The following is a 12,636-nucleotide window of genomic DNA, read 5'->3' as shown; positions in this document are numbered from 1 at the left end:
TTCCGGAAAGGTCGGGTTGTGGGGTGCGGTGTGTCTTCAAATCGTCAGCGGACGTTGGGGTCTGAAAACTCCGCCTTGAAGCGACGTACGGCGGCAAGCGGAGCCGCGAGGCAGTCTTCCCAGAAGGCTTCGCCCGCAGGGTCGGCGCCGAAGTGCTTTTCGATGATGCCGTCGACCGTCATGCGTCCCGTATCGCGCAAGAGCGCCGTGTAGAAGGGATAGAAGTCCTTGCCCTTCGTTGCGAGCGCGTGCATGAGGCCTTGCGAGAGGAGGTAGCCGACGGTGTACGGGTAGTTGTAGATGAGCTGATCGGTCTTATAGTAGTGGAGTTTGTAGGCCCAGAGGTAGTCGTCCGCCCCGTCGGTCGAGTCGCCGTACCAGTCCGTCCAGGCGCGGCGCATGAGTTCGACCGAGCGGCGCGCGGACACAACCCCCGAGGCGCGCTCCTTGAGGAAGGCAAGCTCGAAGTCCATGCGCACCATCGTGTTCATGAGGAAGTTCGCGCACGAGCGCATTTCCTGCCAGAGCATGCCGAAGACCTCGTCGCGCGACGCGGCTTTTTCAAGCAGGTGCGCGCGGATGACCGCTTCGTTGAAGGTGCTCGCCGTTTCCGTGAGCGTCATCGGGAATTCCGTCTGGACGGTCGGAAGGTCGCGCATCACCCAGTAGTGGAAGGCGTGCCCGAGCTCGTGCCCCTGCTGAAGCACGGTCGTGATCGTTCCGGTGTAGCTCGAAAAAACGCGAGGGCATTTGAACTCGTTGAAGCGCGAATAGAAGGCTCCTCCCACCTTCGCGTCGGAGAGCACCGCGTCGATCCAGCGGCGCTCGAGCATCATGTCGATGAAGGCCGCCATGTCGGGGTGAACGTTCCCGAGCGCCGATTTCACGATGCCGATCCCTTCGGCGTAGGGAATCAGGGGCGGCACTTCGGTTTTGCCGCGTTCGGGGGCGGGGGCCATCAGGTCGTAGATTTTGAGGCGCGTGTCGCCGAAGTAGGGGGCGCGAACGCGCACGGCGTCGCGCACCGTGTCGATGTGCTTGAGGATGGCGCCGCGCATCGCGCGAAGCGCCCCTTCGCTCATGCGGTTCTGATGCAGAGAGACCGAGAGCGGCTCGACGCCCGCACGCCCGAAGGCCGCCAGACGAAAGCCGTGCAACGCGTTGAGAAGCGCCGCATAGAGGTCGGCTCGGGCGCCGTACGAGGCGTTGAGCCCCGCATTCACGTTGGCGCGCAGCGTCCGGTCGGGAGCGCCCTTGATGACGGAAACGAGTTTGGCGGCTCGGATCCGTTCCTTTTCGCCGTGCGCGTTTTCGGCTTCGAAGTCGACGCCCTTCTGAAGCGTCTTGAAGGTTTCCCCGAGAGGCTTGAAAACTTCGGCTTCGAAGGCGCCGAGCCAGTCGCGGTCGGAGGCGCTCAGGCGCCGCTTCCAGTGGCGGGAGGCATCCTCAAGTTCGAAGGCCCAATCGGAAAGGGGAGGAACGGCGCGGATCGGATCGTCGGCAGGGATTTCCTCAAGAGCGGCGAAAAGCGGCTCGGCGGCGCGCTCCAGGCGGGCCGTCAGGGCGTTGAGGCGGCTCTGCTCCGCGGGAACCGCGTCGTTGCCGGAATCCTTTGCGCCGAGGCACTTCAGAAAAGAGCCGAGCGACGAGGAAAGCGTCACGGCTTCGTCGTAGAGGGAAAGTGCGGCGGGGAGCGCATCGTGCGCGATCGGAGATTTCGATGCTTCGAGCGCGTCGACGAGTTCGCCCGTGCGCCGGAAGCTTGCTTCGTAGCGCGGGGCGCCGATGTCGACGTACGCATCGTCCATCGTCCAGGAGGGCGCCTGCAAAACGGAATTGATATCTGAGGTCATGGGGTGGTCTTGAAAGTGTTCGTCAGAGCGAGAGCCAGAAAACAAAGAGGTGGTGTGCGATGAGACCGAGAATGCAGGGAACCGACGCGCGCTTCACAAGTTCGAGCGGGCTCATCTTGAGCATCCCAGCGATCGCAACGACGACACCGGCGACGGGCGAGAGCGGCCGCGCGATGGTCGAGGCCTGGTGCATCGGCAAAACGAGCATCACGGGATTGACGCCGAGATCCTTGGCGATCTTCGGCACCATTTCAACGAGCGGATAGAAGGACGCCCCGTTCGAGCCCGCAATCACGGTGACGGCGGTTGTGATGAGGACAAAGAGCACCGACATGCCGAGGCCGCCCGCGCCCACGGTCGAAGCGAGACTTACGATCGCGTCAAGCATGCCGAGCGCCTTGAAGCCTTCGGCAAAGACGCCCGCGGCGATCACGAGCGAAACGACGCCCGCCATTGACTTGCCCATGGCCTGCAAAAAGACTTTGAGACCCGCACCGAGTTTTTCGGCGTTGAATTTCCAACGCAGCGCTTCGCAGAACATCGCGATCACGACGCAGAGCAAAATGAGCGCCGAGATGTCGAGCTTGACCGAATCGATCACGTAGCGCGAGAAGACCACAACGAGCACCATCGGCAGGAAAGGCAGGAAGGCGTAAATCTTCGGAGCGGCGCTCGAGGGACGCTTGACGTCCTCTTCGAAGACGAGCGTTTCGCCGCGATGCTCGGTCGGCACCCAACCTTCCTTGCGGTCGAGGTAGCGCTGCCAGAAAACGTGCGCGAGCCCCATCACCAGCACCGTCGGGAGACCGGCGGGGATCTTGTAGACAAAGACGTAGTCGAGAATCGTGAGTTCGCACGCCTTCGCGGCTGCGGCGGTCGAGCCGCCGAGCAGTACGAGCGACGCGGCGCCCGAGGTGACGAAAACGGCGCCGATCGCCTTGCGGTTCATCCCGAGCGCGGCAAGCGCCGGCCCCATGAGCGCGAGACACAGTACGCCGAGCCCCACGGCCGAGGTGATCACCATCGACACGGCTTTGCCGAGCAGAAATGCGACGAACACCATGGCGTACGGGCTCTTGATGGCCGAAAGCGGCTTGATCGCGATGTTCACGAACGCGTCGTTCGCGCCGATGTGGGTCATGTAGGAGGCAAAGCCGACCATGACCATGATGAGCAGCCCCAGACCCGCCAGGCGGTTCGAGAACATGTAGCGAATGAATTCGATGATATCGAGGTAGTCGTTTCCGGTCGGAAGCGCCTTTTTGGGCAGGAACGTACCGAGGTCGAAAAAGACGGCGCAGGCGAGCATGAAGGCGCCGCTCGTAAAGAGCACGAGAGGCGCGTACTTGCCCTTAAGAATGGCCCAACCGACGACAACGAGCGTCAGCGTGCCGATGAGAATGCCGATCATGGTGGGTAACTCCGGGAGAAGAGTTGGGAAAAATTTCGGGAAAATCGGGGGCGGTGCGCGCGGGACGGGATCCGTCTCCGAGAGCCGCGCAGAGCGGGGCCGCGCACCCGACCGCGGTGGGAAGTTTGAGCGCATCGGCAGAGACGCGGGAAGCCGTCGGAGGGAAGATCGGGCCAATAGCTAGTAAAAACCCCTGGATTTTTCCGTAGGACCGTTCGGTGTATGCTCACGAAGCGTTCGGGTCAGGCGGGTCTCGTAGAACGAGGCAGAGGGATAACCCGTAGGGGTACTAGTAAAAACCCCTGAGTATTCGCCGGCGCGACGTCGCCCGAACGCAGCGCATGCGCAGGGATTGCAGAAGGAGGGGATCATGCAGGAGCGGTTACGAAGCGCCGCGGACGACTTCGAGATACTTTCGCGGGCCTTTGAGCTTGCGGCCGTCGCTTTTGAGGCGGCGACGAGGGTGGCGGCGGATTTTCGATCGTCGAACGGGGCGGAGGAATTTCCTGGGGAACCGTCGGAGGCGCATCTGCGGCTTCTCGAAGAAGCGCTCGAACTCTACGGAAAGACGACCGATGGCGCGACTACCCTGATGACGCTCGTGCGCGAACGTCTGGCCTTGAACGCCTCGGACGGCTCGATCGCATCGGCCCGCAGTCGCGTTGCCAAACGCGTGCGGCGACTCGAGGCGTGCGCCAAACCCCTCTTTGAAGTTTTGTGCGAACTTCCCGTCGATTCGCCCCGGTTGAGAGGCGAGGCCCGACGGGCGCTTCGCGCCTGGAGGCTGCGTGCGGAGTCGAGCCGCTCGGCCGCCCACCGCGTGGCGCCGCCCCTTGAAGAGTTCGCCACGTCGCTCTCGAGCGACGTCTTCGAACCGCTCCTTGCTCTGCATACCCATCTGACGAGCACCTGTTCGATCGAAGTCTCGACCGCAGAAGGGCACGAACGGTCGCAGAGCTTCGGCACGAGCGTTGCGGTACTGAAGAGTTCCGACGACCCGGTTTTACGTCGCACGACGTTCGAAGCGATGAACAGCTGGATGGCGAGTCATGCTTCAAGCTTTGCCGATCTTCTGAACGCCGTAACGGGCTTTCGCGTGAAGCTCGTCGAGGCGGATGCGAACGTGCGTCTTGCGGGCGACATCTACGGTGCGGCCCTTCTCGCGCAACGTACCGAGCGGGAGATTTTCGTCGCGATGAGCGAGGCGCTCGACGAACGCATCGAGGACGTGCGCGAAGCCGTACGGCTTCGCTCGCGCCGTCTAGGAGTACGTGCGATGCGGGTGGCGCACCTTCTGTGCCCTTTGCCGGAGAGACGCTGGGGGCCGGGACGCGGTCCCGAGGTGATGCGCGCCGACATCGCGCGCGTCTTCGGTCGCACGGATCCGGGCTTTGCCGCGTTCGTCGAAGAGGCGCACGAAAAAGGCTGGATCAACGCCCAAACATTGCCCATGAAAGCGGGCGGCGGCTGGTGCGACAACATGCCGGCGGCGGGCGCCGTGCGCATCATCGCCAACACGTTCCCGAACGCGGCGGGCGAAGCGCAGATGACGCATCTTTTGGGGGCGGGCCACCTGCATCGGGTGCTTCAGAGGCGCAGTGCGGGCGATCGGCTCGTGCCGCTTTCGATGATCGAACTCGCCGGAAACGTCTACGAGACGCTGCTCGTTCGCGGTCTGGCGGAGGAAGCATCCGATGCCGCAACCCGGGACGAAGAGCCGCTTCTTTGGCTGATGATGCAGCGGATCTCGAACCTGCTTCTGGCGGTCTCGGCCCGGCATCGGCTCCTTGCGCACATCTACCGCGAGCGTCGCGACCGGGTGCTCTCGGCGGCGGAGCTGAACGCGCTTTCGGACGAAAGCTGGCGGCACTATTTCGGCGATTCGACACTGGAGACGGACCGGTACGTTTGGGTGCACAAGCCGCACTTTTATCGGCAGGGGACGCTCTTTTACGACTGGCAGTACGTATTGGGGTTTCTCGTCTCGAATCTCGTGGCGCGCCGCCTGCGCGACCTCGAAGATCCCGAGGCGGGACGACGGGCGCTTGAGGCGATGTGGCTCGATGCGGGTTCGTCGACGATGCGCGAACTGCTCGTGCGACACGTGGCGGTTGAGAAACTCTCGGGACTCGATCCGCGCTCGCGCGCTTTCTGGCACGAGGCGCTCGACGAAGCGCTTTTGCCCGTGGCGCGCTACCGGATGCTCCTCGACGAGCGGGAAGCGCGCACAAAGCACGTGCCGTGAGGCGTCGTACCCGCCCCGTGCGTGTGCCTTGCCTTCCGATCGCCTCCCGAGCGCGCGGGGGAGCGCCCCTCCATTTGCTACACTCGGGCTACGTTCGACCCCGACGATTGGGCGATTCGGACGACAAGCCCGCGCCCTGCGGCCTCACCGAGGCGGGCCGTCCGAACGTCTCGCATGTTTTCCCTGCATTCATTGAGCTTTTTCCCATGTTTCGGACCGTTTTTTCTCCTTCGGAACACCTCGTCCCGTTTGCGGCCTCGCTGGTCGTTGCAGCGGGATGCCTGACGTCGGCGAATGTCGCCGCGCTTGAAGTCACCGACATGCGCTCGAAGCTTTTGCCTCCCGCCGAAGCGCAGCCCGAGCGGCCCGCGCCCTCCGACGAGGAGCTCGCTCGTCGCGAACGCGCGGCAGCCGAGGCGCAGGCCGTTCTGGAAGATCACTCGTTTTACGACGCGTGGAAGGGCGAAGGGCGCATCCGCACGGTGGACGAAGCCGAAGAGGTCATCGCGAAGGGCGAGCGCGAACTCGCCCGCATTGAAAAAGCGGTCGACGACGTGCGACTCCACTGCTACGGGAAGTTCCTCGTCAATCGTTGCATCGATCAGGCGAAGCGTTTGAGTTACGAGCGCGAGCGCGAAGTGCGTCGCTTGATGATGCGCGCCCACGATGTCGTGCGTACGGCGAGAAACGCCGAACTCAAGGCGGAACGCGCGGCCGAAGCCGCCAAGCCCGCGCCCGAACCCGTGACGCTCCCGAAGCCCCTCTTGAAGAAGCCCTCGGAGCCGATCGAATTCGTCCCGCGCGAACGCAAGGCGCCCTCGGAGCCCGTGCGCGTTGCGCCCAAGACCCCGAAGACACCCTCGGAACCCCTTTCGATTGAACCCAAGACCCCGAAAGCTCCGTCCGAGCCTCTCGCGATCGAGCCGAAGACGGCCGAATCGGAAAACGCGGCGGACGAACGCGCGCGTCTTGAAAGCGAAAACGAGGCGTACTACAACGCCAAGCAGCTCGAAGCGAAAAAGCGCTTGGACGAGGCGGAAGCCACGGCCGCAAAGCGTCGCGCCGAGCGTGAAGCCAAGCAAAAGAAATTCGAAGAAAGCCTGAAGGAGCGCGAAGCCGCTCAAAAGCGCTACGAAGAGCGCCGGAAGTCCCAGGACTCGGGTCTCGCGCAATTCTTCTGAAGGACGATGCCGTGAAAGACGAACCGCTCTTATTCGACCCGAAGCGCTCGCTCGCCGACCGCGTCGCCGCGACCTTTGCGCTGGAAGGGCCCCTGGCGCGCAAGACGCAGGGGTTTGCCGCGCGCGCGGGTCAGGTCGAATTCGCTCTGGCCGCAGCCGAGGCGCTCGAGAAGAAAAGCACGCTCGTTGCCGAAGCGGGTACGGGGACGGGGAAAACGTTTGCGTATCTGACGCCGGCGCTCCTCTCGGGCGCGACCGTCATCATTTCGACGGCGGGCAAACCGCTTCAGGATCAGCTCTTCAAAAAGGACATCCCGATTCTCTCTCGCGCGCTCGGCCTCAACGTGCGCGCCGCGGTACTCAAGGGGCGTTCGAACTACGTGTGCCTGCACCGCTTGAAGCGCGTGCGCGACGAGGGACTTTTGCCCGAGCGGGATTCCTACGAGAAGCTTCGCAAGATCGAACGCTTTGCTGAAATCACGAAAACGGGCGACAAGGCGGAACTCACCGACGTCCCCGAAACGGACCGACTCTGGCCCTACGTGACGAGTACCCGGGAGAATTGCCTCGGGTCGGAACGCTGCCCCTACTACGAAGAATGCTTCGTGAAGCTCGCGCGCGAAAAAGCGTTGGAGAGCCAGATCGTCGTCGTCAACCATCACCTCTACCTCTCGTCGATGGCGATGAAGCGGCAGGCCGCGAACAAGATCGACGGGATGCTGCCCGCCGCGCAGCTTACGGTCTTCGACGAAGCGCATCAGCTCCCGCAGATCGCCTCGGACTTCTTCGGAACGAAGTTCTCCACCTATCAGCTCCAGGACATTGCTTCGGAAGCGCGCCAGTACGGCGAAGCGTACCTGCGCGACGGCGCGAAGTGGTCGAACCTCTACGACGACGTCGTGAAGCACGTTTACGATCTGCGCCTGGCGGTGATGGAAATCGGGCTCGTCGAAGGCGACCGAAAGTCCGTTCAAAACATCGAACGCTTCCACGAACTCCGCGCCCCGCTCAACGAAGCGGTGAAGGCTTTCGAGCGTCTAGGGAACGCTTTCGAAGCGAACAAGGGCCGCAACGACGAAGTCGACACGCTCTACGAATACTGGAAGACGGTCTACGCGGAGTGCGAGCGCTGGCAGAAATTCTTGAAAAAAGCGGAAAAGGCCGAAAAAGCGCAGCGCAGTGCGAAAGCCGAGTCGGAAAATCCGGCGCCCGGCCCCGACAGCGAACCCGCGACGGACGCTCCCGCGAACGGCCCCTCGAAAGGCATGATCCGCTGGGTCGAGGTGCTCCAAAACGGCGTGCGTTTCAACGAAACGCCGCTCTCCTTTTCGAACGAATTCCGCGAAATGCGCGAAGCCGAAGGGGGTGCCTGGGTCTTTACGTCCGCGACGCTTTCGGCTGCCGGTAACTTCAAGCACTATCTCATGGAGGTGGGGCTTCCGCCCGAGACGGCTGCGCACAGCTGGGAGAGTCCCTTCGTTTATTGGGAGCAGGGGTGCTTTTACCTCCCGAACCTCCCCGCCCCCGCGAACAACACGCTGGAGCACGCGGGACGCGTGGTCGAGGCCGCGTGGCCCCTCATCAACGCGGCGGGCGGTCGGACGTTCGTGCTTTGCACGTCGCTTGCGGCCGTGAATCGCGCGGCCGACCTCCTCGAAGCCAAGTTGAAGGCGAACCGCAGCCCCTGGCCGCTGCTCGTTCAGGGCGAGATGCCGCGCGCAACGCTCATCGAAGAATTCCGTCGTCGCGGAAACGCGATTCTCGTGGGCTCCATGAGTTTCTGGGAAGGCGTCGACGTGCGCGGCGATGCGTTGTCGCTTGTCGTCATCGACAAAATTCCCTTCGCTCCGCCCGACGATCCGATCACGACGGCGCGATGCGATGCGATCCGCGCTTCGGGCGGGAATCCCTTCTTCGAATATTCGCTTCCCGAGGCGATCATCGCCCTGAAGCAGGGCGCGGGGCGTCTCATCCGTTCGGAAACGGACCGCGGGGTCTTGATGCTCTGCGACAGCCGCGTGGCGGACAAGCCCTACGGGAAGCGGATTCTCAAGAGCCTGCCCGACTTCTACCGAACGCGTCGTGCGGAAAAGGCGATCGAATTCTTCCTAAACCCGACCGCCTACTACGAGGGGCTGTACCACTAAGCCCGCAAGAAAACGCCCGAGCCGGCCGAGCCGCTCGGGCGATTTTCGTTCCTCTGCGCGGGCCTCCAAGGCCGGCCCCTCGGGTTGCCGTCAGGAGCCTGCGTCCCCCGGCCGTCGAAGGACGGCCACGGCTTCGAGATGAAAGGCCCCGGGGAAAAGGTCGACGGGCGTGACGGATTCGAGTTCGAACCCGAAGGCCGCAAGGCGCTTCACGTCGCGTACGAGCGTCTTGGGGTTGCACGACACGTAGACCAAGTCCGTGATCGGAAGCTTCGCAAGAACGGCCGGCACCGAGTCCGCCAATCCTTTGTAAGCGGGATCGAGCACGGCTTTGGTGGGCGCGCGCTCAAGCGCGAGCCGCGGCAGCACCGTTTCGACGGGACCAGCTTCGAAGCGTACGTTCGCAAGATTGTTGCGTTTCGCGTTCGCGCGAGCCGCTTCGACCGACGCTTCGACGAGCTCGACCCCTGTCACCCGGCCTTCGGGGCCGACCGCGCGCGCAAGGACCGAACTGATCGTGCCCACCCCGCAATAGAGGTCCAAGACCGCGTCCCCGGGCGAGAGATGCAAGGCGTCAAGTGCCGCATCGTAGAGAACGGGCGTCTGAAGACTGTTCACCTGAAGAAAGGTTTCGGGACGAACCTCGAAGGTGAGGCCGAGAAGGTCCGCGTCGACCGCCCCCCGTCCGCAGAGCACGGTCGAAGCGCCGGGTTCGAACGAAAGGAGCGCGTTCCCCGGGCGCGCGTTGCGGTGTGCGACAAGCGACACGCCTTCGGGCATGGCGGAAACCAGCGTGCGTGCGATCCGTTCGAATTCGGCCGACCCCTCGGGCGGAAAGTCGTTCACGACGAGAACGGCCAGACCCCGAACGTCGGACGAGGGTTCGATCGAACCGAATCGGGCGCCGTCCCGCATCAAGAGGGCGCGCAGCGCACCCGTTCCCGAGGTTTCGTCGTAGAGCTCGAGCTCCGCCGAGAGCGTCGCTCGCGCCAGGGCGCGGGCCGTACGCTTCATCCAGTCGGGCGACTGCGGGCAGTCTTCCGCGGGCACCACGCGGTGGGAGCGCGCTTCGAAAAAGCCGAAACGGCGTTCGGTCGTACCGCTCTCCGTGAGATCGACCGGGTAGAGAATCGCTTTGTTGCGAAAGCCCGCGCGTTTCCCGACGTCGTGCCCGAGCGCGGGGCGGAGAACCCGTGCGGCCTCGAACCCCGCTTCTGCGAGCGTATCGGCGACGAGCGCCTTCGTTTTGAGCTCAAGCTCGGTCGCGTAGTCGATCCGTGCGAGGGGACACCCGCCGCAACGCCCCGCGAGCGCGCAGCGGGGATATTCGGGGTCGACGCGGTGCTCGCTTTCTTCGAGGATTTCGAAGGCGTCCGCCAGACCGAAGCGCCCGCCCGGAGCGGGTTCGGTCCAGCGTGCGGCGACGCGGTCGCCGGGAAGAGCGCCTGCAACGAGCACGGCGGGGCCGTGCTCGGAGCGGGCAAGGCCCGCTCCCGAAGGATGCAGACCGGTCACGAGAAGCGTCTCGTCGAATTGACGACGTTCGGGGGCGCGATGCGTTTTTTTCACGAAAGTTCAGGGGATCAAAGGAAAACGGAAGGTTCCTTGCGCGCGAGGTTCGCGTCGCGAATCGCCGCCATGCGTTGGGCGACGGCGGAGCGCACGGGCTCGGGGAGGTCGCGCGCGCCCTCGGGGCAAGCGGCCATGCAGGCGCGGCAAAGAATGCATTCGTCGGGTTCCGTCACCGCAAAGGAGAGCGGATCGATGATGTCCTGCGGACAGTGCGCGGTACATTCGCCGCAGTGACGGCACCGCTCGGGGTGAGCGAGAACGGGCGCGGCCGGGGTCGGCAGGTAGGGACGAAGGGGCGCGTTTTCGTCCCCGGGAAGCGTAATCGCAAGCGTGCCGGGGTCGTTGCCCGTAGCGGCATCGAGCTTAACGAGCACGTCGCGTGCAAAGGCTTCGATCCGCGCGCGGTCGTTTGCATCGGGACGCCCCGCACCGAGTTCGGGACACTGGCTGTGCTGCGCGATGAAGGCGGCGGCCGCGGTCGTCACGAAGCCCCGAGCGTTGAGAATGCCCGAGAGCTCCCGCAGGGTGTCGTCGTATGCGCGGTTGCCGTAGACCGCCACGGGAACGGCGAGGGCCCCTTCGCCCGAGAGGGCGTTGAGGTTTTGCATCGGAAGCGCGACGCGCCCGTAGTAGGAGGGAACGAAGACGAAAACGAGGTCCCCGGGGCCGAACGTGCGGCGCTTGCGACGCGCTTCGAAGGGCGTGAGATTGATTTCCTCAAGCGGAATTCTCGAGGAACGCAAGGCCGCAAGAAGCATGCGGGCGACGCGGCGCGTGCCGCCCGTCGGGGAGAAGTAAAGAATCGAAATGCGCTCGGGGGTCACGGCGAAGCTCCTTCGAAGAGAAAAACGGGGGAAAAACGGGAATAAGGTCGGATTCCCGTCGGGTTCCTATTGTACGGGCGGCGCGCGGGATCGGCCCCGAGGCTTTTCAAAGCGCCCCCTCTCGTCAGAAGCCGACGACGAGGTTCGCCAACGATTCCGCGAAGACTCCGAGCGCGCCGAGACCGATCGCGGGGAGCATCCCGAGGAGCCGCCCGCGAAGCGCCGCAGAGAGGCGTCGCTCCTCGTCGCGGCGCTTGTCGGGCGAAAGGTCGAGCGTTCGTTCGAGCGCCCGATAGCGCGCTCGCACCGCTCGGGCGGCGGCCGCGGCCGCCGCGCCGCGAAGGAGCACGCCGAGGAGCAACACCGTCCCCGCGTTGCGGGCCGCGAGAAACCCGAAGCGGAGGACGGCGTCGGAATTCGAAACCGAAAGCGAATCCGAGAGAAATGGGGCCGCGAGCGCGTGCCCGAGGGCAAGGATCAGCCCTCCGAGTCCGAGCGCGATCCAGAAGCACCTGTGCGCACGCCACTCGTAGGCGAGCGTGCGCTCGAACATCGCGGCGGCGGAGCCGTCCGAGGAGGCGACGTGCGAATCGACGGGATCAAGGGCCGGCGTCATATCAGAATCCCGTCACGATGCCCGCCGCATCCCTGAGGAGCCCGAGCCCGAAGAGGAGGAAGACGACCCCCGCCGCACCGTCGATCGCTCGGGCCGCGCGGCGGTAGCCGAGTTGCAGTCTCGGCAACCCGAAAACAAGTGCGACGAACGCGAACCACGCAAAAGTTTCCGCCAACACGAGGGCGAGCACCGCGCCCTTTTGTGCGGGGTCGAGCCCCGCGGACGCAAAGGACGCAAAGACGCTCGCGAAGTAGATGACGGCTTTCGGATTCGCAAGGTTCGTGAAGAGGCCGAAAAGAAAGGGCGTACGTTCGCGACGGCGCGAGGAATCGGCCTTGTCGGACGTATCGGAAGTCTCCAGTGCCGCTTCGGCTTCGGCCGACTTCTTGCGCAAGAGTCCCCGTAGCAGTCCCGCGCCCATCCACGTGAGGTAGAGGCCGCCCGCCGTCATGAGGAGGTTTTCGAGTATGGGAGCTGCTTCAAAGAGGAGATGAATGCCCGCAAGCGACAAGGTCGCCCACACGCAGCAACCCGCCGTGATGCCGAGAACGCCCGAGAGCGCCGCGGCGCGCGAGGAGCTCATGGCCGTGCGGGTCACGAAAAAGAAGTCGGGCCCCGGGAGCATCAGAGCGAGGAGATGAACAACGAAAATTTTGAGAAAGAACGCACTCATAACCGTACCGGCGGGCTCGTGCCAGCGTTTCGGGCGAGCCGCCGTCTCCTTTTGAAAGAGTGAGCATGGGGGAATCGGGCCTTGCCCGTTCCGATGCGATTCGCCCCCGGGCCG

The 12,636-nt window shown here is 64.3% G+C and carries 9 protein-coding genes; 3 read left to right on the top strand and 6 right to left on the bottom strand.

The features are described from left to right. Nucleotides 1-44 precede the first annotated feature (44 nt). Both S6FBBBH3_RS09350 and dcuC read right to left on the bottom strand, forming a co-directional pair. On the bottom strand, nucleotides 45-1,853 hold the full coding sequence (locus S6FBBBH3_RS09350; protein WP_120177488.1) for a M3 family metallopeptidase: 1,809 nt from the start codon (nucleotides 1,851-1,853) through the stop codon (nucleotides 45-47). A gap of 22 nt (nucleotides 1,854-1,875) precedes the next feature. Next, nucleotides 1,876-3,264: a C4-dicarboxylate transporter DcuC gene (gene dcuC, locus S6FBBBH3_RS09345; RefSeq protein WP_120177487.1), complete on the bottom strand. Its 1,389-nt coding sequence runs from the start codon at nucleotides 3,262-3,264 to the stop codon at nucleotides 1,876-1,878. A gap of 370 nt (nucleotides 3,265-3,634) precedes the next feature. Here dcuC and S6FBBBH3_RS09340 point away from each other — a divergent pair, with 370 nt between their 5' ends. The 3 genes from S6FBBBH3_RS09340 (at nucleotide 3,635) to S6FBBBH3_RS09330 (ending at nucleotide 8,837) form a co-directional block, all read left to right on the top strand. Further along, entirely contained in the window at nucleotides 3,635-5,509 is a 1,875-nt protein-coding gene (locus S6FBBBH3_RS09340) for a M3 family oligoendopeptidase (protein WP_120177486.1), read from the top strand. 206 nt (nucleotides 5,510-5,715) lie between these two features. Further along, nucleotides 5,716-6,690 (top strand): hypothetical protein, encoded by a 975-nt coding sequence (locus S6FBBBH3_RS09335; RefSeq protein WP_123957693.1) that lies wholly within the window; start codon nucleotides 5,716-5,718, stop codon nucleotides 6,688-6,690. A gap of 11 nt (nucleotides 6,691-6,701) precedes the next feature. Next, nucleotides 6,702-8,837 carry an ATP-dependent DNA helicase gene (locus S6FBBBH3_RS09330; RefSeq protein ID WP_232008782.1) on the top strand — a complete coding sequence of 712 codons (2,136 nt, stop codon included), beginning with the start codon at nucleotides 6,702-6,704 and terminating at the stop codon, nucleotides 8,835-8,837. A gap of 90 nt (nucleotides 8,838-8,927) precedes the next feature. On the opposite strand, the gene rlmD is transcribed toward S6FBBBH3_RS09330, so the two are convergent. The 4 genes from rlmD to S6FBBBH3_RS09310 all read right to left on the bottom strand — a co-directional run bounded on the left by rlmD (nucleotide 8,928) and on the right by S6FBBBH3_RS09310 (nucleotide 12,522). Then, the gene (rlmD, locus tag S6FBBBH3_RS09325; protein WP_120177483.1) at nucleotides 8,928-10,406 is read right to left on the bottom strand and encodes a 23S rRNA (uracil(1939)-C(5))-methyltransferase RlmD; all 1,479 of its coding nucleotides are present in this window, start codon (nucleotides 10,404-10,406) and stop codon (nucleotides 8,928-8,930) included. 14 nt (nucleotides 10,407-10,420) lie between these two features. Then, the gene (locus tag S6FBBBH3_RS09320; RefSeq protein WP_120177482.1) at nucleotides 10,421-11,233 is read right to left on the bottom strand and encodes a 4Fe-4S binding protein; all 813 of its coding nucleotides are present in this window, start codon (nucleotides 11,231-11,233) and stop codon (nucleotides 10,421-10,423) included. Between the two features lie 124 nt (nucleotides 11,234-11,357). Next, complete coding sequence (locus S6FBBBH3_RS09315) at nucleotides 11,358-11,849, bottom strand: hypothetical protein (RefSeq protein ID WP_120177481.1); 492 nt, start codon at nucleotides 11,847-11,849, stop codon at nucleotides 11,358-11,360. Between the two features lies 1 nt (nucleotide 11,850). Further along, entirely contained in the window at nucleotides 11,851-12,522 is a 672-nt protein-coding gene (locus S6FBBBH3_RS09310; RefSeq protein ID WP_120177480.1) for a LysE family transporter, read from the bottom strand. Nucleotides 12,523-12,636 lie beyond the last annotated feature (114 nt).

It is taken from the genome of Sutterella megalosphaeroides (assembly GCF_003609995.1).
Classification (GTDB): Bacteria; Pseudomonadota; Gammaproteobacteria; order Burkholderiales; family Burkholderiaceae_F; genus Sutterella; species Sutterella megalosphaeroides.
This window is presented reverse-complemented; position numbering and strand designations above follow the sequence as displayed.

Coding starts and splice junctions, on each gene's coding strand:
- dcuC (WP_120177487.1), bottom strand. CDS start 3,264: ATGATCGGCATTCTCATCGGCACGCTGACGCTCGTTGTCGTCGGTTGG.
- S6FBBBH3_RS09340 (WP_120177486.1), top strand. CDS start 3,635: ATGCAGGAGCGGTTACGAAGCGCCGCGGACGACTTCGAGATACTTTCG.
- S6FBBBH3_RS09335 (WP_123957693.1), top strand. CDS start 5,716: ATGTTTCGGACCGTTTTTTCTCCTTCGGAACACCTCGTCCCGTTTGCG.
- S6FBBBH3_RS09310 (WP_120177480.1), bottom strand. CDS start 12,522: ATGAGTGCGTTCTTTCTCAAAATTTTCGTTGTTCATCTCCTCGCTCTG.
- S6FBBBH3_RS09315 (WP_120177481.1), bottom strand. CDS start 11,849: ATGACGCCGGCCCTTGATCCCGTCGATTCGCACGTCGCCTCCTCGGAC.
- S6FBBBH3_RS09350 (WP_120177488.1), bottom strand. CDS start 1,853: ATGACCTCAGATATCAATTCCGTTTTGCAGGCGCCCTCCTGGACGATG.